The organism is Mucilaginibacter sp. Mucisp86 (assembly GCF_047324315.1).
Taxonomy (GTDB): Bacteria; Bacteroidota; Bacteroidia; order Sphingobacteriales; family Sphingobacteriaceae; genus Mucilaginibacter.
Genome location: NZ_CP168503.1, coordinates 2,257,760 through 2,281,000 on the forward strand (window position 1 = coordinate 2,257,760; position 23,241 = coordinate 2,281,000).

Here is a 23,241-nt window from a genome sequence, read left to right on the forward strand (position 1 = left end):
ATGAGTAAGCATTTGGTTATCAATAGCTGTTTAGATGTTTTTTATCGCTTATTAAGCGATTTTTATTTAGACAAGTTAATGCCCCTGAGATGGTGGCTTAAGTATTTGTAACATTTTGTACGTTTTTGTATTTTTGAATAATAAAAGTTCTTTCAAAATCTTTCAAACAGAGATGTTTATCAAGGTTACCAAAAAGGTTACCATTCGACATATCTGATTGTAAAAATCTATAAGTGAGATATTTTCTAGCGAATGTACAGACCCGTCCATTCCGCTAAAAATGATTAAAAGCCTGTAAGTCGTTGACTTACAGGCTTTTTCGTTTCCGATGGGCGGGACTCGAACCTAACTCTCAAATTCTACCAAATACACTTAAATAAGCACATTTTAGACCGAAATAACATTTGGTCACATCGTTGGACCGGATTGAAAAGGTTACCAAAAAGGTTACCATTTTATTGTGCTAATTTAAGGCATTGAACTACAGTACGGTATGAATTGCTTTCTCGGACCCTTTGGTACTTACGCAGACACACTAACCCCAATAATATATTCTCTAACGGATTGGGCTTGAATCACCGGGGAAAGATTACAGACCAGTCGTATCTAATACCTTAAAAGACGTACACGTTTTATATGCGTTTATCATTTTCATGTCAGATGAAAAATTAATTTTGTTTTGTTGAACACTGTTCAATAATTTTGTAGTGTTTAAAAATATAATCAAGCCAAACATGAAAAAAGTATTGATCACGGGTGCAAGCGGCGGCATAGGGCTGGAAACAGCCAGGCAACTTGCGGCGAAAGGTTATCAGTTAACGCTGGTAGCCCGTAGCGAGGAAAAATTAAGCAAGGCAGTAAAAGATCTGGGTGGCACCGGCCATACCATTTTGGTTGCCGACCTGACGAACAAAGACGACCTGCAAAAACTGGTAGACCATCTAAAAACAGAGAAATACGATGTCCTGATCAATAATGCAGGTGCGGGTATTTACGGAAAATTTATTGAGATCCCATTGGATGAGCAACTGGCAACCATGCAGCTTAATATAAATGCCCTGGTAACCCTGTCTTATACATTTTTACAAAATGCAAAACAAGGAGATGCTTTGGTAAATATAGGTTCCATGCTTGCCCATTCTTCCCTTCCAGGCGGTTCAGTTTATGCAGCTACCAAAAGTTTTGTCGCCAATTTCTCGGAATCACTGTGGTATGAGTTTAAGAAAAAAGGCGTTTTTGTGATGGGTTTTAACCCCGGTGCTGCAGCCTCAGGCTTTCATGCAAACGCAGGCGGACATACCAGCGATTTTCCAAAATTTGTCATGTCTTCTGTTGAGGATGTCGCCAGAGAACTGGTTAAAGCGCTGGAAAATAGGCGGAAACCAAGAGTTGTACAGGGTTGGAAAAATAGGTTCATGCTGTTTGGATTCAAATTATTGAGCCGAAAATCCGCTATAAACATTATGGGACAAATTAGCCCCGGCATGAAAAACTAAACGCTGTATCCTGGGGCGAATTTTCGCCACCCGGCCAGCACTATTATATTTGTATCTTATTATTAATTGAAAATGGGCATAGCAGAAAGAAAACTAAGAGAAAAAGAGGAAATGCATCAGCGTATCCTGAACGGAGCGCGCAAGATATTCCTCGAAAAAGGCTATGAACAAACCAGCATGCGCAACATTGCGAACGAAATCAACTATAGTCCGGGCTCGCTCTATTTTTATTTTAAAGACAAAAGCGAAATTTTCCATGAACTACATAAGGAAGGTTTCCGTCTTTTACTCACTCAATTCAAAGTATTGGAGAAAGTAGCTGAACCCTTTGAGCGTTTAAAGGCAATGGGCCGCATCTTCATCCAATTTGCACAGGAAAACAAGGATTATTATAACCTGATGTTCCTGGTAGAAGAACCGGCAAAAACAGGTGACGATGAAGGTGGCTTTGAGATCGCGCAGGAAGCGATCGATCGCTTGGCTTCCGTGATCAAAGACTGCCAGAAAGTGGGACGATTCAAAGATTTAGATACGCAAGATCTAACCTTTATGATCCTTTCCGCAATGCATGGCATTTGTGCCCTCTTCTGCAAGGATCGCACAAAAAGTTTTGTGGGTAAAACAAATGAAGAATTAATGCAAAGCGGCTACGAGTGCTTTGTTGCGCTGCTTGAAAAAAGTTAGCCCTTTTTTTTGACCATATATTGAACAGTGTTTGAATTTAAAACAGCGATTAAAAATGAAAATTAAAAGCAAAAAAAAATATGGTTTTGTCCTGTTGGCGGCGGCCTTGCTGGCCTCCCCATCAGCAAAAGCCCAGAGCAAGCTGGATGACTATATCCGGGACGGACTTGCATCCAATCAGAGCATCAGACAACAAAATTTTGTGCTCGAAAAAAATGTATACGCGCTTAAGGAAGCGAAAAGCATGTTTGGGCCGGATGTAACTTTTTCAACCACCTATACCAAAGCCGATGGTGGACGAACGATCGATTTTCCGACAGGTGATCTGTTTAACGGAGTTTATTCCACGCTGAACCAATTGACCGGCAGCAATGCCTTTCCGCAGCTACAAAACCAGCACATCCTGCTCAACCCCGATAATTTTTATGATGCGAAGTTTCGTACGACGCTTCCCATTTTAAATGCAGAGTTGATCTATAATAAGCGGATCAAAGCGCAGCAGGTAGATCTGCAAAAAACCGAAGTATTGCTTTACAAACGCGAACTGGTCAAAGAGATCAAAACGGCCTATTACAATTACTCAAAAGCCGTTTATGCTACCGGGATCTATGAGTCCTCGCTCCGGCTGGTTGAAGAAGGTCAAAGGATCAATACCAAACTGTTTGATAACAGCAAGGTAAACCGGACCGTTGTGCTCAGAAGCCAGAACGAAGTTTCCAGGATCAATGCAGCACTTGTTGGCGCAAGGAAAACCGCAGAATCAGCACGCTACTATTTTAACTTCCTTATCAATCGCCCGTTAACGGATAGCATCCTTTTAGATGATATTACCGCACTACCCTCAAGCGACCAATTATTGGGAAACAGCATTAGCGGCAGGGAGGAATTATCCAAACTTAAGATCGCTAAAGACATTAACAGTAACCTGAACGGGTTGGCAAAATCATACATCATCCCTAAGCTGGGCACTTTTATTGATCTGGGCTCGCAGGCTTTCGACTGGAAGTTTAACAGCCAGAGCCGTTATTATCTGTTGGGCGTTTCCTTGGAATGGAATCTGTTTTCCTCTGGCAAAAATAGTTACCGGGTAAAACAAACGATTGCTGACCGGGAGGCCCTGGCATCACAGACCGACTATGTACAGCAGCAACTCCTTACCGAGCTTAAAGTCCGGCAAGCGGGTATGCAAACCGCAATTGCGCAATATGAGGCGGCACAGTCCCAACTGAAGACCAGCCAGACCTACTATAATGATATGGTGAAGTTATACAAACAGGGAATGGCTATTTACATCGAACTGCTGGACGCACAGAACCAGTGGATAGATGCGCAGCTTAACGCCAACATCGCCCTTTACGACACCTGGATAGCCTATACGGCCATCGAACGAGCTAACGCCAGTTTTACAATTCAACAATAAAAACATACAACAATGAAAAAACTTCAATTACTCAGCATAATAATGGCAGCCATATTCCTGCTGACTTCCTGCAAACAAAAACACCAGGAACAAAATACAATGGGTGAACCGGATATCATCCCCGTTAAAACAGCACCAGTTTCCGTATTAGGAGTTCCCGACCACATTAGCGCAACCGGCCTCGTGAGCACCGAAGATGAAGCTAAATATGCCTTCAAGATAGGCGGTGTGATCAGTCGAATCTTCGTACAGGAGGGGCAGTTCTTTAAAAAAGGCCAATTGCTGGCTACGCTCAATTCAACCGAGATTTCAGCCGGCCTGGCGCAATCAAGCCTGGGTGTGGAAAAGGCGCAACGAGATTATAGCCGTGCAGTGAACCTTTACAAAGACAGCGTATATACTCTGGAACAATTGCAAAACACCAAAACCGCATTGGACGTTGCGCAAAAAGCCCGGGAAGCGGTAGCATTTAATGATCGTTACTCAAAAATATACGCCGCATCCGATGGCTTTGTGAGCAAGAAGATCGCCAACGAGGGCGAAGTAATAGGTGAAGGCATGCCGGTGCTGCTCATCAATTCCACCGAACAGCATAACAGTTATTCACTAAAAGTCGGGGTGACCGACCGGGAATGGGCCATCATTAAACCGGGACAAACGGCCAAAGTTACACTTGATGGGTACGCAGGCCAACAATTTGATGCCGTGGTATTTCGCAAGTCGCAGGTCGCGGATCGTGAACTGGGCTCGTTCCAGGTAGAGTTGAAGTTGAAATTAAATGGCCTAAAGCCGGCGGTTGGCATGTTTGGCAAGGCGGAAATAGCCACCCACCAGGATGAAAGTGTGATGGTGATTCCCTACAGTTCATTGGTTGAAGCCGACGGCAATAAAGGCTTTGTATTTACCACCGTTAGCGCTACCCGTGTAAAAAGAGTACCGGTTACCATCCTGAAGTTTGATAATGACAATGTATACCTGAAGGATAAGCTGGAAGGTATAGACCAGATCGTGGTTTCCAACAGTGCCTACCTCAACGAACAGTCTATTATTAAAATCATCAAGTAAAGGCTACAGTCATGAAAATCACAAATTTCGCAGTTAAGAACTACCAGTTCACTTTGATCATATTCCTTTTGGTGGCAGTTGTAGGCTTGCTCACACTGTTTACCATGCCCCGTTCGGAAGATCCGACCAACCATCCGCCGCAATACATTATCACGGTGATTTACCCTGGAACCAGTCCAAAGGATATGGAAGAGCAGGTGGTAAAACCCATCGAAAACAAGATCTATGGCCTTGAAAACATTGAAAAGATCCTGACAACGGTAGAGGACGGTGTAGCAGTTATCCAGCCTAAGTTTAAATATGGCGTAGACGTGGACAACAAATACCAGGAAATCTCCACGGAGATCAATGCGTTAAAGAACAGTGAACTTCCTAAAGATATCTATCTGATCAAAACAGAAAAAGTATCCTCATCAGATGTAAAAATTTTGCAAGTTGCGCTCGTGTCAGATAATGCTTCCGGTAAATTGCTGCGGGATAAAGCAGACATCCTGAAAACACAATTAGAAAAGATCACCAATTTAAAAGAGGTGAAGTATTTCGGTATGCCCGAACAGGAGATCCGGATCGATATGCAGCTCAAGAAACTGGCGCAATTGAAAATACCGCTTAATGTGGTCATCGGCAGTTTGCAAAGTGAAGCTGCGGATATCCCTGGGGGAAGTATCAATCTGGACAGCAAGATCTTTAATGTTAAAACCAGCGGCAAGTTCAAGAGTGTTGATGATGTGGCCAATACGGTTATCTATAATGCGAACGGCAAGATTATTTATCTGAAAGATGTGGCCGACGTTAGTTATAAGGACGGTGCGATTGACCATATCACCCGTTTGAACGGGCACCGTTGCGTACTGGTTACGGCGGCAATGAAAGGCAACGTGAATATTGCCAGCGTTCAGAAAGAGTTTTTACCGGTACTGGACGAATTTGGCAAAAGCCTGCCGGAAAATATCCGCATGGTCAAAAACTTCGATCAGGCCGATATGGTATCCAGGCGTTTGGGCCACCTTGGCTTCGACTTTGGTTTAGCCATCGTTCTGGTCGTCATCACCCTGCTGCCATTGGGGTTCCGGGCATCGCTGATCGTGATGATCTCCATTCCACTTTCTTTGGGCCTGGGCCTTATTGCCATGAATTTTTTAGGGTATTCTTTAAATCAACTGAGTATTGTTGGGCTTGTCGTAGCATTAGGGCTGCTGGTAGACGACAGTATTGTGGTGGTGGAGAATATTGAGCGCTGGCTCAGGGAAGGCCACTCCCGTATGGATGCTATCCTGAAAGGGACAAAACAGATCGGTGTGGCGGTCGTAGGCTGTACTGCTACCCTGGTTATCGCGTTTCTACCACTTGCCTTTTTACCTGATGCAGCTGGTGAATTTATCCGCAGTCTGCCCGTGGCTGTCATGACCAGTGTTTTGGCATCCATGATCGTAGCTTTAACACTCGTCCCTTTTTTGGGCAGCCGGATGTTAAAAACACATACCCATGGCGGGGGTAATTTCTTTTTAAAGCATCTGCAAAGGTTTTTGACCCGCTCTTACGCCCGGGTGATGCCGTTTGCCTTGAAATGGCCTAAAGCAACTATCGGGATATCATTGGCGCTAAGCGGACTTGCCTTTTTCCTGTTCACACAAACCGGGTTCAAGCTTTTCCCAACTTCGGAAAAACCGATGTTCCTGATCAATATCAAATTACCCCTGCAGGCCGATATTCCCGAAAGCGACCGGGTGACCAGGCTTGTAGAAGGTGAACTAAAGAAACATAAAGAGATTGTTTATTATACATCTAATGTAGGCAAAGGAAACCCCCAGATCTATTACAACGTGCATCAGCAGGATGTAAAGCCTGATTTTGCCCAGGTATTCGTTCAACTGGATGAGGAGGCCAGCCCGGATAAAAAGACCGAACTGATCAAGCAACTGAGAAAGAAGTTCAATGACTTTCCCTATGCCAGGATCGAAGTGAAAGACTTTGAACAGGGAACGCCGATCGAAGCGAATATTGTAGTCAGGGTATTTGGAGAAAACCAGGATACCTTACGGTCCCTTTCTTTTAAAGTCGAAGAAATCCTGAAAAAGCATCCCGGTACATTTTATGTCAACAATGAGCTGAATGTCTATAAATCGGATGTTAAAATAAAGATCGATAAAGAGAAAGCCCGCACCTTAGGTGTGCTTACCAGCGATGTGGACAAAGTGGTCAGGATGGCAGTGGCCGGATTAACCGTTGGCGACTATATTGATGACCGGGGCGATTCGCGCAACGTTGTCATCACACTTCCAAGAAACAAGTTCTCAAACCTTGATGCTTTGAAAAACTTGTATGTAAACAACATACAGGGCACCCCGGTGCTGGTTGATCAGATCGCTACCATTTCGTTTGAAACATCCCCTACGGCCATCAATCATTTTAACAAATCGCGATTTGCAAAGGTGACTTCCCTGACCAAAGAGCATGTTTTGGCCAATGATGTCCTGAAAGAGGTGGTGCCCGAACTGAATAAATTGAAAATGCCGCCAGGCTACTATTATAAATTATCGGGAGAAGCAGAATCGGAAGGTGATGCTTTGGGCGGTAACTTTCTGTCTGTGATCATCCTGAGCACATTTCTTTTTGTCGGCGTACTGTTGTTACAATTTAAAACATTTAAAGGGATCATTATCGTGCTGTCGATTATACCTTTAGGCATACTTGGTGGCGTGGTAATGTTACTGATGACAGGCAACCCAATGTCAATGGTATCCATTATTGGTTTTATAGGTCTGTCAGGCATACAGGTTAAAAATTCACTTTTGCTGGTTGATTTTACCAATCAGCTACGTCTGGAAGGACACAGCATTGATGAGGCCATCAATTTGGCTGGCGAAACCCGTTTTCTTCCGGTGGTATTGACTTCGATCACCGCCATTTGCGGCTTACTTCCGATTGCGCTGAACCCGAATCCACTTATTGCACCATTGGCTATTGTATTAATTGGAGGACTGATCAGTTCTACCATACTTTCGAGGATCGTAACGCCGGTGATGTATAAATTGATTCCGCCACATTTGGAAAGCGACACACATCCAAAAACAATTGACTGAAACGAAAAAAATATCAGGACGAGAACTGATAAAACAAGGCACTTGTTTTATCAGTTTTAGCTTTACCTTTTCCATTAACAGCATTTTTAAATTTTAATAAAATGACAGATAACAAAAACTTTGACGTAATCATAATTGGCGGAAGCTATGCAGGACTTTCGGCAGCAATGACTTTGGGACGGGCATTAAGAAATGTTTTAATCATTGACAGCGGTTTGCCATGTAACCGGCAAACACCTCATTCACATAACTTCATTACGCAAGACGGTGAAAAACCAGGCGTTATTGCCGAAAAAGCAAAAGGGCAGGTGTTGAAATACGACACGGTAAAATTCTTAACTGACCTTGCCGTTAATGGAACAAAAACTGATAAAGGCTTTGAGATTTCAACTCAATCAGGAAAAATATTTTCAGCTAAAAAATTAGTTTTTGCAACAGGACTAAAAGATACAATGCTAAACATTAAGGGATTTTCTGAATGTTGGGGAATTACGGTACTTCATTGCCCCTATTGCCACGGATATGAAGTAAAGAATCAAAAAACAGGGATTTTGGCAAATGGATATGCTGCGTTTCATTTGGCTCGACTCATTCGCAACTGGGCAAAGGATTTAACCATATTTACCAATGGGAAATCGGAATTGACACAAGAGCAAACCGATGAAATCAAAAGACACAATATTTCAATAGTTGAAAGGGAAATTACCTCATTGAAACACAAAGACGGAATAGTTGAAGAAATAATTTTTTCAGACAATTCAACTTTTCAATTAAAAGCTATCTATTCAAGACCGCCATTTGAACAACATTGTAAAATCCCCGAATTATTGGGCTGTGAATTGACAGAACAGGGACTTATCAAAGTAGATACATTTCAGAAAACAACAGTAGATAATATATTCGCTTGTGGAGACAGTACCAATCCACTTCGTTCTGTACCATATGCTGTATCAACAGGGAGTAATACAGGAGTATTTTTAAATAACGCTATGATAGAGGAAGATTTTTTAAAATGACTATAAAAGGTGCATATAACATGCGGTTTGCGTTATGGCTGCTGATCCAATACAGCATCAGCAGGAGTTTGTGAAAAGCGGTTTAGAATTTCTCACACGATAAAAAGTGAATATAAAATAACAAACATGCGATCTTCGTTTCGCTAATCATCAAATCATTGTCTTTGGTATTCTTAGAGCGATTTTGTAAATTTGAAATAGAAATAGTTCTTTCAAAATCTTTCAAACACAGATGTTTATCAAGGTTTCCAAAAAGGTTACCATTCAACATATCTGATTGTAAAAATCTATAAGTGAGATGTTTTCTGCGAAATGTACAGACCCGTCCATTCCGCTTTAAACGCAAAAAAGCCTTACTGAAAAGTAAGGCTTTTTTGCGTTTAAAGCTTTTTTATTTTACAATTTGCATAAATTAAAAAGGTTTGTATATTTGCAACCCCAAACAGAGGAGTGGTAGTTCAGCTGGTTAGAATACATGCCTGTCACGCATGGGGTCGCGGGTTCGAGTCCCGTCCATTCCGCTAAAAGAGCCTTAAAAATGCTCAAAAACGCTTAGATTTCTGGTCTAAGCGTTTTTTTTTTGCTCAAAAAATCGCATACTACCTCAGCATTTATGACCCATCCGGTGACCTATTCGGCGACTGGTTCAAACCTCCTAATTTAGTCACCAAATCAATGATTAACTAATTGATAGTCAAACAATTATAATCATAAATTTTGGACTCAAAACACCTCAATTTATATCAAATTTTTGGCTTCAGAAGTGATCTGAAAATTGGAAAATATCAAAAGGGCTCAAACGCACGGAAGCGTTTGCTCCGAGGGTTCCGGTTCCGGCAAAAAATGCTGTTTTTGCAGTATTTATGTCCAATTCGGTGACCTATTTAACAACCTTAAAAAAGGTCACCGAATAAGAGGTTAATTGATTGATTTTAAAGCACTTGATATTAAAAAAGAAGGTCAAGGAAAGCGAGTTTCCAAGCCATCACAGTTAAACAAGTATTTTAAAATTCATTCAAATGAAAAATGTACAGAAATTCTCGGTCCTGATCTGGGCCGACAAACGGAAAACAGATTCACAGGAAATGGTTCCCCTTTATGCACGGATCACCTATTTAGGCAAACGTTCGGAAATTTCACTTGGCAGAAAAGTCGACCCCCAAAAGTGGGATGCAGAAAGCGGGTATTTAAAAGGGAGCGGCCAGGATGCTAAAGATGTCAATGCCACCATTTCCGAAGCGATCTACGGTATACGCAGGGCTTTCGAAGATCTAAAGAGGCTCGAAGATTTTATAACTGCCGAAAAGATCAAACGCAAGTATACCGGAGAAGAAGAAAAGCGCCGGATGCTCCTGGAGGTTTTTGATGAGCACAATAATGATCTTGAAAAGTTAGTAGACAAGGATTTCGTAAAGGCCACTTTGTGCCATACCTTTTCCTTAACACTAAAAAAACTGTGCTGGTCTGTTTGTTGGTTATAAAAAAGATTGTATGCCATTTTCTTGATTTTTAAAGGTTAATAAATCTGTTCCTTTGGGTGGGGTCAGGCTGATTTGGTCAGCATATTGATTTGTTCGGTGCGGAATTTCAGGCTTGCCATCGGCTCACCGTCACGGCTTACCCAGGGCTCGGCGGTCATAAAACCCGATAACTGAACGACCATGCCTTTGGTTAGATAGGGTGCGATGCCCTCGCCCCGCCAGTAGGTGCAATTCACGAACGCGGTTTCCTCTTTACGTTCGCCCTTTGATTGGAATGTGCGGTTAACCGCAACCCCCTAAACCCTGTTACTTTTTTGTCCTCGCTTACTGCTCTCACGATAGCGTCTGCTACCAGTCTTCCTGTGATTTCCATCGCTTAAAAAAATTATTTGTTAAAAAATCTGTTATCCAATGGCCATTTCGGCGGAACCCTCATTTGGCCTTTGATAGAGGCAAAAAACTTGCGCGGGGGGTGAGCGGGGCAAGGCTGCCGCAAAAAATACGACCCGGAGCGCAGCGGAGGTGTGGAGATTTTTTAAGCGGCATTCGCATGGCCTTGCCCGCTGAAGAGGGGTAAATTTGCCTCAAGCAAAGGCTAAATGAAAAGGAATTAAAACTTGTAATAGTCCGGGAACGGCAATGGAGAAACGCTTTGGGGTATCTGCGCAATTGATCTGAACCGGCTGAAAGGAAACTGCCCTTCCGGCTACCGTTGCCGGACGAGGCACCCGGAGGGCCCGGTATTCCTTCCAGCCGGGTATTTCGTCAGGGGCGCACCTGTGCAAATCAAAAAAGGATCAATGAGGAATGCAGGCAGGCGCAGTTTTTTGGGCAGAATAGCATGAAGTGTGGTCAGCCAGCACAACCGGAATAATGCGTTAAATTACGATCCGACCTTAACGGCAAGCCTCATGCAGCAAAGCTAAAAGACAATTAAAGTATTCGGGATTACTCCCTTTGAATTTTTTAGCGAAGGTTTTGACTAATCAAAAATACTTGCCGTCCGACTCGGATAAACTCGGATAAAACCCGCTGTCTTTTGAGGCAAATTTGTGATGGCTGGTAGTTGGTATTTATGACAACCACCAAGTTGAAATTTAAAAGCTAAAGCTATGGCAGCAGAAATTATCACCAAAGAGGACTTGCAGGAATTCGGCAAAAATCTCCTTAATCAGATTAAAGGACTATTGGGGCAAAGCATTGAGGAGCCTAAGAAATGGCTAAAGTCTTACCAGGTAAAGAACCTGTTAAAAATATCGGATAACACTTTGCAAACATTAAGGGATAACGGTACGATCCCATTTACCAAGATCGGCGGAATCCTGTATTATAGCTATGAAGATATCAGCAAGGTTTTAAGCGGGGAGGTAAAAAGTAAGTGAATTAAGGTTGGGAGGGGATCGGAAGCGGCCTGAACAACAAAGCCACTAAAACGGTATGCCGCGGGAATGGATCGGTGCCTGCCCGGACAACACGAAAAAGCTTAACCGTACCACGTTCAGCAGGCAACGCAACCGGGAACTGCTGCCTTGAAAGCGGCTGCGGGGTGCTGTGTCCAAAAGCAGAACACCTGAAAAAATGACTTTACCTGTTTTCCGATAGCATATTCACCGATCTCGACAGCTTTACCCCAAGACAACCATTTGTTTATTATTTAATATTGTAATGCATTCTTTATAACTATTAAACAATAACACGATGGGAGATACTTTCCAGCTATGCCCAAAAAAGGGCGGACCTGGTGAGTAATCCTCCGTATTAATAAAAGAAACCATGGAAAATTTAACAGAATCCTCAGAAAACCCCAAAGTGGTCATTCGTGATCAGGCCTTTGAGGTTACGTGTCCTTAATTTTTCATCTTTGTTTTTAACATCTTTCCGGGAAGTAGTTCCATCCGATTCGTACATCGTTTTACCCCAGATCAGCTTGCCAAAATACTTGCCGTTTGCTTTATAAACATCAATTTTACCCGTCTTATCTTCGCTCAGCCATACGCCTAAAATCTTATGGGCTTCGGGTGTTTGTGCAAAAGTTTTTGTTACTATAAAAAGGCATAGCACTAATATTATTCTTATCTTTTTCATCATTATGGGGGGGGAGGCATTGTGTTGAACAAGCAACAACTTTATTTAATTTTAACAACAACTTTTCCTTTAGCTCTTCCGCTTTCAACATAGGCCATCGCTTCTTTGATCGATTCAAACGGAAAAACTTTGTCCACAACCGGTATTATAGTACCAGAATTTATAAGAGAAGTAATCTCTTTTAACTGCGCTCCATTTGCCTTCATAAATAGAAATGAAAAGCCCACTTTAAGTTGTTTTGCTTTTTTTCTTACTCCAGAGCTCAGCAAGCGCATAATTAATTTTACGAACCAGGGGGCTCCGATTTCTTCCGCAAAGTCCGGATCAGGTGGACCAGAGATTGAGATGAGTTTTCCATCAGGCTTTAATATGCGCAGCGACTTCTCGAGTGTCTTTCCGTCCTGGCTATTCAAAACCAGGTCGTAGTCGTGAAGCGCTTTCTCAAAGTCATCTTTCTTGTAATCGATAATCACATCTGCGCCGAGGCTTTTTACTAACTCAATGTTGGCTGCACTTGTAGTGGTAGCTACGGTAGCACCCAAATGTTTCGCCAGTTGAATAGCAAAAGTACCTACGCCACCGGAGCCTGCCTGGATGAATACTTTTTCACCTTTCTTTAGGTTACCTTTTTCAATCAGTGCCTGCCAGGCAGTCAGGCCCACCAAGGGGATGGATGCGGCTTCTTCCATGCTCAATTTCTTTGGCTTAAGTGCAATATCGGCTTCTTTAATGGCAATGAACTCGGCAAATGTGCCAATGTGATGATCCGCTGGCCGGGCGTAAACCTCGTCTCCAACTTTAAATTGTTGAACACGTGCTCCAACTTTGGTTACAACACCTGCCACATCATGACCTAAAACAAACGGTGTCTTATACGGCAAAATGAGTTTGAACTCCCCGTTTCTGATTTTGGAATCCAGCAGGTTGATTGCAGTGGCATGTACTTCTATCAATACTTCATCCTGTTGTGGTACAGGAACGGGTATTTGCCCAATGCGCCCGCCATCCTTGCTTTTAGACTTGTCTATAATGAATGCTTTCATTTTTTTATGGTTATAATGGTTTTACGAGGCTATTACTTTGTAACTTTTCTTCGGATTAACCAGACTAAAAGCCACTTTTGGAAAAAGCCGGTTGACGATGTACAATGCTTTTGTATCTCCTACACGAATGGTAAACTGATCCTTCTTGAGACCTGCGATAAGCGCTTTTACCAAACTTTCTGTAGTCATTTTTTTGCCGTCTCTATCAGTCGTCATTTCTGTAGCCACCACAGGGGGCAAAAGCTCAAATACCTTCAGATTACTGTTTAAAATTTGCAGGTGCTTTCTCAATGCTTCTGTATAAAACCGCAATGCTACCTTAGAAGCTGAGTAAGTGGCTTCCAGTAATGACGGAACATAACTGAGTATGGAAGTTGTGTTGATGATCGCGCTTTCTTTTCTTGATTTCAGCATATCAATGAAAAGGTTGTTAAGGCGGATCACCCCCAGGTAATTGACGTTCATTTCGTAAGCCGCGTCCTCAAAATGCTGATCGTTTGCTGTACCGAGGTTGATCGGGTCAGTTAATACCCCTGCGTTATTATATAAAATATCTATACCGCCCAATAGCTGTACCTGGTTAAAAAGCTTTTGCGCATCACCCGCGTCTGATACATCACTTCTGATAGCTGTAATTGCCGGATACAACTTCTTTGCTTCATCTAATTTCCCCTGGTTCCTGCCGGTGATGATCACTTTTCCACCATTGGCTAAAAATTGTTTTGCTGCTTCCAGCCCGATACCTGATGCACCACCTGTGATCAATACCGTTTTTCCTTTTAATTGCATGATTTTAATTTCTTATTGTTAATTCTATTTTGAAGCGTTAATCGATTTCAGAATGGATTTCTCGAAAAACTTATAGGCGAAATATTGAAGCAGGAGTACGATTGATGATCCTTTTCCGACAGGGTAACCAAACGTTGGATTTTTTTCCTTCACTGCCCGCAATAAAGTATCGATAACCGGCGTGGGCTCGGGTGCCTTATCAAAGGCCGTTTTGGTATACGCGATGACCTTCTGCCGGAACTGATCATAGTCCGCGATCGTTCCTTTCGCTATAGTTGCACTTTCGCCGATATTGGTTTTGAAGCTGATCGGCTCAACCATAACCACTTTGATGTTAAATTGGTTCAATTCAAACCGAAGTGCCTTAAAATAACCTTCAAGGGCATGTTTGGAAGCCGAGTAGTAGGAAGTATTTGGAAGACTCACTAAACCCAGCAAGGAACCAAGCGTAATTATTTTTCCATGTTTTTGCCTCCTGAAATAGGGCAGCAACTCGTTAGTTATTTTGATCGTTCCCCAAAAGTTGGTCTCAAACTGCTGTTTGCCTAACTCAATGGGGGTTTCCTCGGCAAGTCCGTTTACTAAGAAACCCGCGTTATTGATCAGCACATCTAAAGTTTTGATCTCACTGAACAGCTGTTTGCCAAAAGATGCTATGGAATGGTCATCATTCAGATCCAATAGCAGTAGCTTAAATGGTAATTTTGCCTGGTGTTTTTCCGGATCCCGGCTTGTGCCGATTACCTGGTAGCCATTTTCGTGTAGCTTGCTGGCGACAAGCAGCCCGATACCCGATGAGGCACCTGTGACCAAAACTGTTTGTTTCACTTTTCTGTTTTTTTAATATTTTATAAACTATTCTTGTTCGGCCATGACCGGATAATCAGTATAACCTTTTTCTCCCGGCGTGTAGAAAGTCGAAGGATCGGCCTGGCTGAGCGGCGCGTCTGCTTTAAAACGTTCAACAAGATCAGGGTTGGCAATAAAGGGAACCCCGAATGATACCAGGTCGGCATCACCGTCGTTCAATACCTGGCTGGCTGTGGCCTTGTTAAATCCGCGGTTAATGATTATCGTGCCATCATAAAGCGGGCGGTAACGTTTGGCAACTTCCTCAATAGCCCAAGGATTGCCCGACACATCGGTAAAAGGCTCGGTCAGGTGGAGGTAAGCCAGGTCGTATTCATTCAATTTAGCAACGATGTAATCATGCACCGCCACAGTTTCCTCGTCAAGCATCATACCCTGGATACCGTGAAGAGAAGGGTTTAATCTTACCCCTACCTTCCTCATATCGATTACCGTATACAGTTCATCCAGGACGTCGAATAATATGCGCGCACGGTTCTTGATGGCGCCGCCGTACTGATCCTGGCGTTTATTGGAATAAAGATTGAAAAACTGGTGCAGCAGGTAGCCATTGGCTGCATGCAGTTCAACACCGTCGAAACCTGCCTCCACCGCGTTTGCGGCAGCCTGTTTAAAATCATTAATGGTCTTTTTGATTTGCCCCAGTGTCATCTCCCTGGCATCTACCGTGTCTTTAAAACCTTCAGGTGTGAATGCCTTGGCCAGCGGATTTAATGCTGATGGTGCCAACGGAAGCTCACCGTCAAGCAGGTCAGGGTGCGATAATCGTCCTACGTGCCATAATTGGGCGAAAATTTTCCCACCTTGCTGATGCACTGCATCTGTAACCAGTTTCCAACCTTCAACTTGCGCTGCTGTATAGATTCCAGGCACATTAAGGTACCCTACGGCGTCACGGCTGACATAAGTTCCCTCGGTGATGATCAAACCGGCCGAAGCGCGCTGCTGATAATAGCGTGCTGTGAGTTCTGTAGCCACATTGCCCGGGTTAGCCGAACGGCTGCGGGTCATTGGTGCCATTACGATGCGGTTGCTCAGTGCAAGGCCATTTAAATTATATGGCTCGAAAATAATTTGGTCATTCATTGTTTTAATTTTAAATAGTTTCAGGAAGCAGGTCTGCTACCCCGGCTCATTGTTGTTTAATTATTATTTTATACTTTTTAGTATATTTTATTTCGTTTTGATTGTTTGTAATCTTTACTAAATAATGCCAGCGGTAGCGGGCTGAGTACGCTGTCGCAAAATAGTTCTCGTGTTTACAAAAAATACTTTTTAGTATATTTTATAGCGAAAAAAATCATATCGCATAACTTTCTAATTCCGCTTTCAGGCTCCTAAGCAAACCGGCCATCGGCTTTGCTGTATTCATCGCCCTGCACATCACAACAGCACCTTCAACGGCAGACACCGCTTTGAACGCATAGATAGCCGGATCAAGTTTTTCAGAAAATTCACCCTCGGCAATGCCTTGATTTAAAATACTAACAAATAACTCCTGTCCATGCCGGATGACTCCTGCTATCTTTTCTTTAATGGCTGGAAAGTTATCATCGGATTCAACCGCAATATTAAATACAGGACACCCACCTTTAAGGTAAGTATTTAAAGGATCTTTGTAAAAATCGAGAAAGGCAAATACTTTAGCTTTCGCTGTTTTACCCTTGCTGATAGTTAACAACATCTTCTCGCCGTTAGTATTCAGCATGTGGTCAACAACCTGCAGGGCCAGGTCTTCCTTGCCTTCAAAATGACCGTAAAGGCATCCCTTAGTCAATTTTGTGGCAGCGAGCACGTCGTCTATATTAGCACCGGATATTCCTTTCTGGTTAAAGATAGGGGCTGCTGTTTCCAGGATGAATTTTTTTGTTCTTTCCGCCTTAGTAAGCATGTTCATAAATTTTCAATACAAAAATATACTAAAAAGTTTAATTAAAAAGACTTTTTAGTATATTGTATTCTTTATGATATGAAGGTGACAATCATCGTGATCCTGAAAATTAATTGAAATGGCGCTATCGGACATAGCCTGCTTAACAATAGGTTATGAAGAGATCCGTTTGCTTTTACTTATTATAATTTGCGAGAAGACGTCGTCCGTTACTGGTAATTATACCGTTTATAAATAGTTGGAGTGCTTCAAATATGTCAGCCGGAGTCTTTACGTTATTAAACAAATAAAAGTCTGTTACCGATACGTAGATGCTTGCTGTGCCCGGAACATCCAGGCCCCGTCGGTACAACCCCTTTGCTACACCATCTGATAAATTTGATTCGATAACTGCCTTCAGGTGATTGTTTTTAAACTCATGGAACGCTTTCATGGCCCTCGGGTACCTTTTCAACATCATGTCGTTAAAAAGGTACCGTAAGGCGATCAAATGTTTAAAAAGCCCTTGCTGAAGAACCAACTCCTGTACCGGGTCATCCGCGGCATCGATATTTGAACTGATGATGCTTTTAGATTGACCGATCAGCTGGTCAACAACGGCTTCGACAAGGATTCCCTTATTGGAAAAACATTGGTAAACGGTTTTCTTTGACATACCGGCAGCTTTCGCCAGTTCATCCATGGTTACACTGATGATGCCGTGATTGATAAAAAGCTGAATTGCAATACCAATCAGGCGTTTTCTTTTATCTTCCATTCCGGTTGCTTTAGTTGTTACTTCCAACGCTTCAGGGATGCTATTTTTCAAGGCAGCCTCAGGGCTGATTTTCGGTTTTCGCAGTAACATACTTATATACCGCTGACCTTACATAAAAATCAGCAAATGCCGTAGCAACGGTACTTGAGGCTTGCTGGTAAGCAGTCTGGGCATCCAGCACCTCCGAAATGGTGGCCAAACCGGCTTTGTAATTATCCTGGTTAACTTTCAGATTTTCGGTAGCCTGCTCCAGGTTGTCTTTGGCATAGCTGATCTGCGTAAGCTGGTCCTGCATATCATACCAATAGCGTATAATGCCCACTCTCAGCTGGTTTTGGCCGTCGCGGAAATCGTTTTGGGCTATTTGCTCATTGATCCTTTGCTTCTGCATCTTTTGCTTACCCCGGCCCCATAAACCGCTGGAGATGGGAATACTCAGGGTAACAAAGCTGGCGGGTGCAAAATTGCTCCCGATGCCGCTGTTGATCGATCCCGTCTGTGATGCACTTAAACCAACTGCCAGGCTCGGCAGGTTGTCGGCACCTGCTAACCGGGTCTGCAGCTTTTCACCTGCTATACGTTTGGTTAATAACTGGTAATTGGCATTACGGTCCAGGTTGGTATCGGGCTGCAGGGCAGGCAATACCGGGGTGCTGTTTTTATTCAGTGTGTCCTGCATCACCATGAGTGAATCAAAGGCGATACCGGTATACATGGAAAAATCCAACAGGGCCACCCGGCGGCCGTTCTGCAGCTTGCTTTTGTTAACCAGCAACTGGCTAAGCTGAACTTTTACTTTGAGCAGATCGTTCCGGGCAATCAACCCGGATGCCAGCATGTCTTTCTGCGTTTTCAGTACTGCGTTAAGCAATGCTTCATTGACCAGTATGGTTTTCTGCTGCTCCTGTATGTTTACCAGGTTCCAGTATTTCTGTTCGGTAAGCAGTATGACAGAATCTGCTGATTGTTTTTTCCTGATCTGGCTGACTTGTAGCTGCAATGCCGCTAACTGGTTGCCCGTTTTAATTTTACCGCCGGCATACAGGGACTCCGTACCGGTTACGCCAAACAGGTAAAAATTATTGATGCCTTTTTCTAATAATGGCGGGGCTGCAGATACGAAATCTTTAAACCCGAATAAACCCACCCCGGTTGCGCTGACCGATGGGAGGTAATCAGACTTAGCTGCCGCTACATCTGTTTTTGCTGAACTTATCCGCAGCTCACCATTCTTTAAAGCGTAACTGTAGGCAATGGCAGCCTGCTTGCTTTCCTGCAAGGATATAATATGCTGCTGGGCTCCGGCCTGCAGACATGTAAAAGTGAATATTGATAATAGGAATGTTTTCATGATCATGTACTTATGCGGTTACAGGTTCCGGTGTGGTGCTTACCGGCTTGTTTTGATCCTCTTTGCGGAAGAACAGCCAGTAAAGCGTTGGCAATACGAACAGGGTCAGCAGCATGGAAACCAGCAAACCGAAGCAGATCACTGTACCAAGCGGTCCCCAAAGCGAAGACCTGCTGGCTACCATTGGTATTACCCCGACAGCTGCGGCAGATGAGGTTAAGAAAATTGGCCGCATCCGGCGTTCTGCGGATAGCTTAGCGGCTTCGAATACAGATTTCCCTTCGTGTATCCGCAATTCTTCGGCAAAGTCTATCAGGATGATGCCGTTACGGACCACAATTCCGCAAAGGGCAAGCAAGCCGAGAAATGAAGTAAATCCAAAGGGATATCCTGCAACCAGCAGGCCGAATGACGCGCCGAGTATACTTAAAGGCATCGTGGTTATGCTTAAAAGCGCATGTTTAAGATGCTTAAAATGCCAAAGCAGGATCAGGAATATCAGTACGATACTTACACCCAAAGCAATGCCCATGGGCCCCTGATTTTCGCCCTGCAGCTCAAATTCCCCTCCGTAACGGATCTCGACACCCTGCGGCAGCTTAATTTTTTCTATAGCCGGTTGAATATCCATTAAAACGCTATTGGCTACCGCATCCTGGGTTACGTCCATCCGGACAGTCAGTGTGCGTACGCTGTTCCGGCGGGTGATTTGCCCATCTTCCCACTCTTGGTTTACATCGGCTACCTGCCTTAATGGTATAACCGATTTTGTCTGAGGGGAAACTATATTGAGGTCCCGCAAATCTGAAAGGTTGCTCCTGGCAGCTTTTGGGGATTTGATCTTTACATCCACTGCATACGTATTTTCCCAAACCTGGGTAGCCGTGATGCCTTCCGAATGCATTGATACCGCATTGGCAATATCGCTTTTGCTCAGCCCGAGGCGCGCAACGTCGGCTGTTTTTACATCAACCTGGAGGGTTGGCTGCATTTCATTGTAGTCTGTCCTGGCCCAGATTACCTGCTTATGCGTTTTGCCAATGGCCAAAACCTGCCCTGCAACCTGTTTTAAGGCCGAAATGTCGTTCCCGCTGATCCTGACCTCAATCGGTGCAAGCGCATTGATCATATTCAGCTGCTTCATCCGAACATACGCCGACGGAAACAGGTTACTGTACTTGTGCTGGTAATCTACAATGACCTCGGCCGTAGCATCCTCAGATGCTGTTTTGACTAAAATCTGGGCATAATTCTTGGCCGGAAGATTAGGGGCATATACCGAGTGAAAACGCGGAGAACTGCTGCCAATGAAACTGGTATACGTGACGATACGTTTGTCCCGCTTTAGTATCCGCTCCATGCCCTTGACAACGCTGTCTGTCTGCGACAGGTTATACCCGGAAGGCAGATAGATCTCCATTGCGAACTGGTTACGTTCCACTTTAGGGAACAGCTGCTGGGGCAATACCCCCATAATGGCAATCCCAATGACCACCGCCAGGATGCCAAAAAACACGGTCAGCTTGTAGTGTTTCATGGAGTTACCGATATGGTTGTTGAAGAAATCCTGCAGCCGGTCCAGAAATGATCTTTTTTCATCATTCTTACCATGTAATAAACCTTTTTTAATAAAGAGGGTATTGAAAAATGGCACCAGCAACATGGATATAATCAATGATAAGGTGAGCGCGATCATGATCGTTACCGGGAAAAGCCGGATGAAATCTTTGGATACGCCGGTCATGAAAAAAGCCAGCGGTACAAAAGTGGCTGAGATGGCCAGTGTAGCGGTGAATACAGAAGGGAATAATTCCTGCGCGCTGCTTTTTGCAGCATCCCAAACGGACATGCCATGATCCAGTTTTTCCACATGGTTATCGATCACCACAATCGGGTCATCTACAACAATCCCCAATACCACAATTAAAGCCGCGAGCGTTACTGTGTCGAGCTCTATACCAACCATATACATAATGGCCAGCGTTGCAGCTATGGTAATAGGAATGGTGGCTGCGGCAACAGCTGCAACCCTAAAGGGCAACAACAGCAATGCAACGCATACCACGCCGATAAGCGCGAAGGCAAACTCTTTCATAAAGTGGCTGATCGAATCATCCACAACCTGGGGTTGATCTGCCAGCTTAACCAATTGGATATCCGGTGGCAAATGCTTGCTTACTTTGTCGATGCGCTCCTCCAGTTCTTTCCCAAACTGCACAATGTTTTTACCAGTGATCATCTCCAGCGATATCACAATGGATTTGGTGCCGTTGGATGTGACATAACTGTCGGGCTCATCGTATTCACGTTTCAGTGTAGCCACATCGCGCAGGCGCACCGAGTTCCCGTTGGCATCCTGCCTGATGATCTGCTCTGCAAGTTCTGCTTCTGTTTTATAGAAAGTACTCAGATGGATCGGCTGGTCAACTACTTCGCCATCTTCCTTCCCTGTGGAATTTATAGCGCCTTCGTTTTGCAGTATCTGCATAATATTGTTCACGGATACGCCTTTTTGCAGCAGCTTATTGTTGTCCACGTAAACTGTGATCTGCTCATTCAGGTTCCCGGTATGCGAGATCTTGGCGACATCCTGCACTTGCCTGAGCTCCGCCTCGATATCTTCAACATTACGGAGCAACTCCTTATACGGCCTGGTTTTCGATTCAACGGCCATCAGCATGGCTGATGTATTTCCAAACTCACTGTCGATATAAAAACCTTTCACCTCTTTGGGTAACTGGCTCTGCAAAATGAGCATACCGTTTTTGATCTTATTCCAGAATGCCTTGGTTTGGATAGCATTTAAATTGTCAGCGACCTCAACAAACACATACATCACCCCATCGCGTGAATAGGAATAGGTTTTTTTCTTATTTACTTCATTATTGCTGAATAAGTATTCCTCAACTTTTTTGGTCAGTTGCTCTTCTACCTGTTTTGACGAAGCGCCGGGGTATTGCCCAACGATCAGGCCCTGCCTGATGGTAAAATCAGGGAATTCGTTTCGGGGCATATTGAAAAGAGCCGCGATACCGAGGATAAAAAATATAGCAGACAGGGCAAGCGGAAATACATGGTATTCCATAGCCCATTCAATTAAATTACCTTTCTTTTTCATGATCTGCTGTTATTTATTGACGATGACAGGGGTTTGGTCGGCAAGTTTCTGATAACCGGAGGTGATCACCTGCTCGTTTCCGGCAAGTCCGGACCGGATGGCTATGCCGTTACTGTAAAGCTGGCCGGTAGTTACGTTTTTCCGCTCTGCCTTATGCGCCGCGTTCATTACATAGAGAAAGCAGGCTCCTTTTTCATCCACCTGGACGGATTGCACAGGAACAATAACTTCTTTAACATCATTAGAGGAGGCGACAGCACCGGCAGTTTTGTTAAATACCACTTTACAAAGCATGCCCGGCCTTAACTTCATATCATTATTGGCCAGCGATATTTTAAGGTTATAATTGGCACTGCCGCTAAGCGCTAAAACGCCCACTTCGGATACCTTGCCCTGCAAGGGCTGATTGCCCAATGCATCGATTTTTACCGTAGCCGGGGTTCCTGCTTTATAATGATTGATTTCACTTTCGGGCACAGCAACCAGGACTTTCACCGACCGGGTATCCAGCAGCTGCAAAACCGGCTGGCCAGGACTGGCAACAGCCCCTGCTTCGGCTTTCTTTTCGCCAATATACCCGCTTACCGGTGCATAAAGATGGGTGTGGGTTATATTCTGGTAAGTTGCGCGGGCTGTAGAGGTTGCCTGCTCATAATTTGACTTGGCTTCCAGCATTTTTATTTCGGCAATGCTACCTTTTTTAAACACATCGTTAATGCGTTTATAGTTTTCTTCGGCAAGTTTAGCCTGCGCCAGCTGTGCGTTATACTGGTTGCGGTATACCGTTTCATCTATAACACCTACCAGCTGTCCTTTTTTTACATAATCGCCAGTTAATACCGGGAAAGACAGGATAGTTCCGGAAACCTGGAAGCTTAAATCAATTGTCTTTTCAGCTTCAAGCGTGCCATCGTAAACGATCCGGTCATTGTTTGACACCGATTCCGCACTCAAATTAAATACGTTTACCGCTAAAGTGTCCGGGCCATTCTTTTGTTCTTTTTTGCCTGAGCAGCCGGAAATCCAGATAGCGGCCATTATCGCCCCTGCAAGTGTAAGTTTGGTTTTCATATAGTTAAATTGAACATTATT

Annotated in this window: 18 protein-coding genes, 1 tRNA gene and 1 pseudogene; 9 read left to right on the forward strand and 11 right to left on the reverse strand. The window is 43.8% G+C overall.

Features of this window, described 5'->3' with window-relative positions; translation table 11 throughout:
* The first annotated feature begins 734 nt into the window (after window positions 1–734).
* The 8 genes from ACEN9X_RS09470 (at window position 735) to ACEN9X_RS09505 (ending at window position 10,245) form a co-directional block, all read left to right on the forward strand.
* Window positions 735–1,496 (forward strand): SDR family NAD(P)-dependent oxidoreductase, encoded by a 762-nt coding sequence (locus ACEN9X_RS09470; RefSeq protein ID WP_413670139.1) that lies wholly within the window; start codon window positions 735–737, stop codon window positions 1,494–1,496.
* 72 nt (window positions 1,497–1,568) lie between these two features.
* On the forward strand, window positions 1,569–2,180 hold the full coding sequence (locus ACEN9X_RS09475) for a TetR/AcrR family transcriptional regulator (RefSeq protein WP_413670140.1): 612 nt from the start codon (window positions 1,569–1,571) through the stop codon (window positions 2,178–2,180).
* Window positions 2,181–2,235: 55 nt separating this feature from the next.
* Window positions 2,236–3,600, forward strand: coding sequence for a TolC family protein (locus tag ACEN9X_RS09480; protein ID WP_413670141.1), 1,365 nt, complete (start codon window positions 2,236–2,238; stop codon window positions 3,598–3,600).
* 12 nt (window positions 3,601–3,612) lie between these two features.
* Window positions 3,613–4,665 (forward strand): efflux RND transporter periplasmic adaptor subunit, encoded by a 1,053-nt coding sequence (locus ACEN9X_RS09485; RefSeq protein ID WP_413670142.1) that lies wholly within the window; start codon window positions 3,613–3,615, stop codon window positions 4,663–4,665.
* Window positions 4,666–4,676: 11 nt separating this feature from the next.
* Complete coding sequence (locus ACEN9X_RS09490) at window positions 4,677–7,748, forward strand: efflux RND transporter permease subunit (RefSeq protein ID WP_413670143.1); 3,072 nt, start codon at window positions 4,677–4,679, stop codon at window positions 7,746–7,748.
* A gap of 101 nt (window positions 7,749–7,849) precedes the next feature.
* Complete coding sequence (locus ACEN9X_RS09495) at window positions 7,850–8,764, forward strand: NAD(P)/FAD-dependent oxidoreductase (RefSeq protein WP_413670144.1); 915 nt, start codon at window positions 7,850–7,852, stop codon at window positions 8,762–8,764.
* 447 nt (window positions 8,765–9,211) lie between these two features.
* Window positions 9,212–9,285: transfer RNA gene (locus ACEN9X_RS09500), tRNA-Asp, on the forward strand.
* 498 nt (window positions 9,286–9,783) lie between these two features.
* Window positions 9,784–10,245, forward strand: a complete 462-nt coding sequence (locus ACEN9X_RS09505) for an Arm DNA-binding domain-containing protein (protein WP_413670145.1) — start codon at window positions 9,784–9,786, stop codon at window positions 10,243–10,245.
* Between the two features lie 62 nt (window positions 10,246–10,307).
* On the opposite strand, the pseudogene ACEN9X_RS09510 reads toward ACEN9X_RS09505, so the two are convergent.
* Window positions 10,308–10,526, reverse strand: a pseudogene (locus ACEN9X_RS09510) (single-stranded DNA-binding protein); the annotation flags it as partial.
* Between the two features lie 831 nt (window positions 10,527–11,357).
* Here ACEN9X_RS09510 and ACEN9X_RS09515 point away from each other — a divergent pair.
* A complete protein-coding gene (locus ACEN9X_RS09515) occupies window positions 11,358–11,627 on the forward strand; it encodes a helix-turn-helix domain-containing protein (protein ID WP_413670146.1) in 270 nt (89 codons plus the stop codon).
* Window positions 11,628–12,039: 412 nt separating this feature from the next.
* On the opposite strand, the gene ACEN9X_RS09520 is transcribed toward ACEN9X_RS09515, so the two are convergent.
* The 10 genes from ACEN9X_RS09520 to ACEN9X_RS09565 all read right to left on the reverse strand — a co-directional run bounded on the left by ACEN9X_RS09520 (window position 12,040) and on the right by ACEN9X_RS09565 (window position 23,220).
* Window positions 12,040–12,330: a DUF2147 domain-containing protein gene (locus ACEN9X_RS09520; protein WP_413670147.1), complete on the reverse strand. Its 291-nt coding sequence runs from the start codon at window positions 12,328–12,330 to the stop codon at window positions 12,040–12,042.
* Window positions 12,331–12,371: 41 nt separating this feature from the next.
* Entirely contained in the window at window positions 12,372–13,373 is a 1,002-nt protein-coding gene (locus ACEN9X_RS09525; RefSeq protein WP_413670148.1) for an NADP-dependent oxidoreductase, read from the reverse strand.
* 21 nt (window positions 13,374–13,394) lie between these two features.
* The gene (locus ACEN9X_RS09530) at window positions 13,395–14,162 is read right to left on the reverse strand and encodes an SDR family oxidoreductase (RefSeq protein WP_413670149.1); all 768 of its coding nucleotides are present in this window, start codon (window positions 14,160–14,162) and stop codon (window positions 13,395–13,397) included.
* A 24-nt stretch (window positions 14,163–14,186) separates the two neighbouring features.
* Window positions 14,187–14,990 carry an SDR family NAD(P)-dependent oxidoreductase gene (locus ACEN9X_RS09535; protein WP_413670150.1) on the reverse strand — a complete coding sequence of 268 codons (804 nt, stop codon included), beginning with the start codon at window positions 14,988–14,990 and terminating at the stop codon, window positions 14,187–14,189.
* Between the two features lie 27 nt (window positions 14,991–15,017).
* Entirely contained in the window at window positions 15,018–16,118 is a 1,101-nt protein-coding gene (locus ACEN9X_RS09540; protein ID WP_413670151.1) for an alkene reductase, read from the reverse strand.
* 214 nt (window positions 16,119–16,332) lie between these two features.
* Window positions 16,333–16,929, reverse strand: coding sequence for a TetR/AcrR family transcriptional regulator (locus ACEN9X_RS09545; protein ID WP_413670152.1), 597 nt, complete (start codon window positions 16,927–16,929; stop codon window positions 16,333–16,335).
* A 169-nt stretch (window positions 16,930–17,098) separates the two neighbouring features.
* The gene (locus ACEN9X_RS09550) at window positions 17,099–17,731 is read right to left on the reverse strand and encodes a TetR/AcrR family transcriptional regulator (RefSeq protein ID WP_413670153.1); all 633 of its coding nucleotides are present in this window, start codon (window positions 17,729–17,731) and stop codon (window positions 17,099–17,101) included.
* A 7-nt stretch (window positions 17,732–17,738) separates the two neighbouring features.
* Window positions 17,739–19,031, reverse strand: coding sequence for a TolC family protein (locus tag ACEN9X_RS09555; protein WP_413670154.1), 1,293 nt, complete (start codon window positions 19,029–19,031; stop codon window positions 17,739–17,741).
* A gap of 10 nt (window positions 19,032–19,041) precedes the next feature.
* Complete coding sequence (locus ACEN9X_RS09560; RefSeq protein WP_413670155.1) at window positions 19,042–22,149, reverse strand: efflux RND transporter permease subunit; 3,108 nt, start codon at window positions 22,147–22,149, stop codon at window positions 19,042–19,044.
* 9 nt (window positions 22,150–22,158) lie between these two features.
* Window positions 22,159–23,220 (reverse strand): efflux RND transporter periplasmic adaptor subunit, encoded by a 1,062-nt coding sequence (locus ACEN9X_RS09565; protein ID WP_413670156.1) that lies wholly within the window; start codon window positions 23,218–23,220, stop codon window positions 22,159–22,161.
* Window positions 23,221–23,241: the final 21 nt, after the last annotated feature.

Bases quoted from the DNA above. Each gene is read 5' to 3' on its own strand.
- ACEN9X_RS09470 (WP_413670139.1), top strand. From the start codon at position 735: ATGAAAAAAGTATTGATCACGGGTGCAAGCGGCGGCATAGGGCTGGAA.
- ACEN9X_RS09475 (WP_413670140.1), top strand. From the start codon at position 1,569: ATGGGCATAGCAGAAAGAAAACTAAGAGAAAAAGAGGAAATGCATCAG.
- ACEN9X_RS09480 (WP_413670141.1), top strand. From the start codon at position 2,236: ATGAAAATTAAAAGCAAAAAAAAATATGGTTTTGTCCTGTTGGCGGCG.
- ACEN9X_RS09485 (WP_413670142.1), top strand. From the start codon at position 3,613: ATGAAAAAACTTCAATTACTCAGCATAATAATGGCAGCCATATTCCTG.
- ACEN9X_RS09490 (WP_413670143.1), top strand. From the start codon at position 4,677: ATGAAAATCACAAATTTCGCAGTTAAGAACTACCAGTTCACTTTGATC.
- ACEN9X_RS09495 (WP_413670144.1), top strand. From the start codon at position 7,850: ATGACAGATAACAAAAACTTTGACGTAATCATAATTGGCGGAAGCTAT.
- ACEN9X_RS09505 (WP_413670145.1), top strand. From the start codon at position 9,784: ATGAAAAATGTACAGAAATTCTCGGTCCTGATCTGGGCCGACAAACGG.
- ACEN9X_RS09515 (WP_413670146.1), top strand. From the start codon at position 11,358: ATGGCAGCAGAAATTATCACCAAAGAGGACTTGCAGGAATTCGGCAAA.
- ACEN9X_RS09520 (WP_413670147.1), bottom strand. From the start codon at position 12,330: ATGAAAAAGATAAGAATAATATTAGTGCTATGCCTTTTTATAGTAACA.
- ACEN9X_RS09525 (WP_413670148.1), bottom strand. From the start codon at position 13,373: ATGAAAGCATTCATTATAGACAAGTCTAAAAGCAAGGATGGCGGGCGC.
- ACEN9X_RS09530 (WP_413670149.1), bottom strand. From the start codon at position 14,162: ATGCAATTAAAAGGAAAAACGGTATTGATCACAGGTGGTGCATCAGGT.
- ACEN9X_RS09540 (WP_413670151.1), bottom strand. From the start codon at position 16,118: ATGAATGACCAAATTATTTTCGAGCCATATAATTTAAATGGCCTTGCA.
- ACEN9X_RS09545 (WP_413670152.1), bottom strand. From the start codon at position 16,929: ATGAACATGCTTACTAAGGCGGAAAGAACAAAAAAATTCATCCTGGAA.
- ACEN9X_RS09555 (WP_413670154.1), bottom strand. From the start codon at position 19,031: ATGAAAACATTCCTATTATCAATATTCACTTTTACATGTCTGCAGGCC.
- ACEN9X_RS09560 (WP_413670155.1), bottom strand. From the start codon at position 22,149: ATGAAAAAGAAAGGTAATTTAATTGAATGGGCTATGGAATACCATGTA.
- ACEN9X_RS09565 (WP_413670156.1), bottom strand. From the start codon at position 23,220: ATGAAAACCAAACTTACACTTGCAGGGGCGATAATGGCCGCTATCTGG.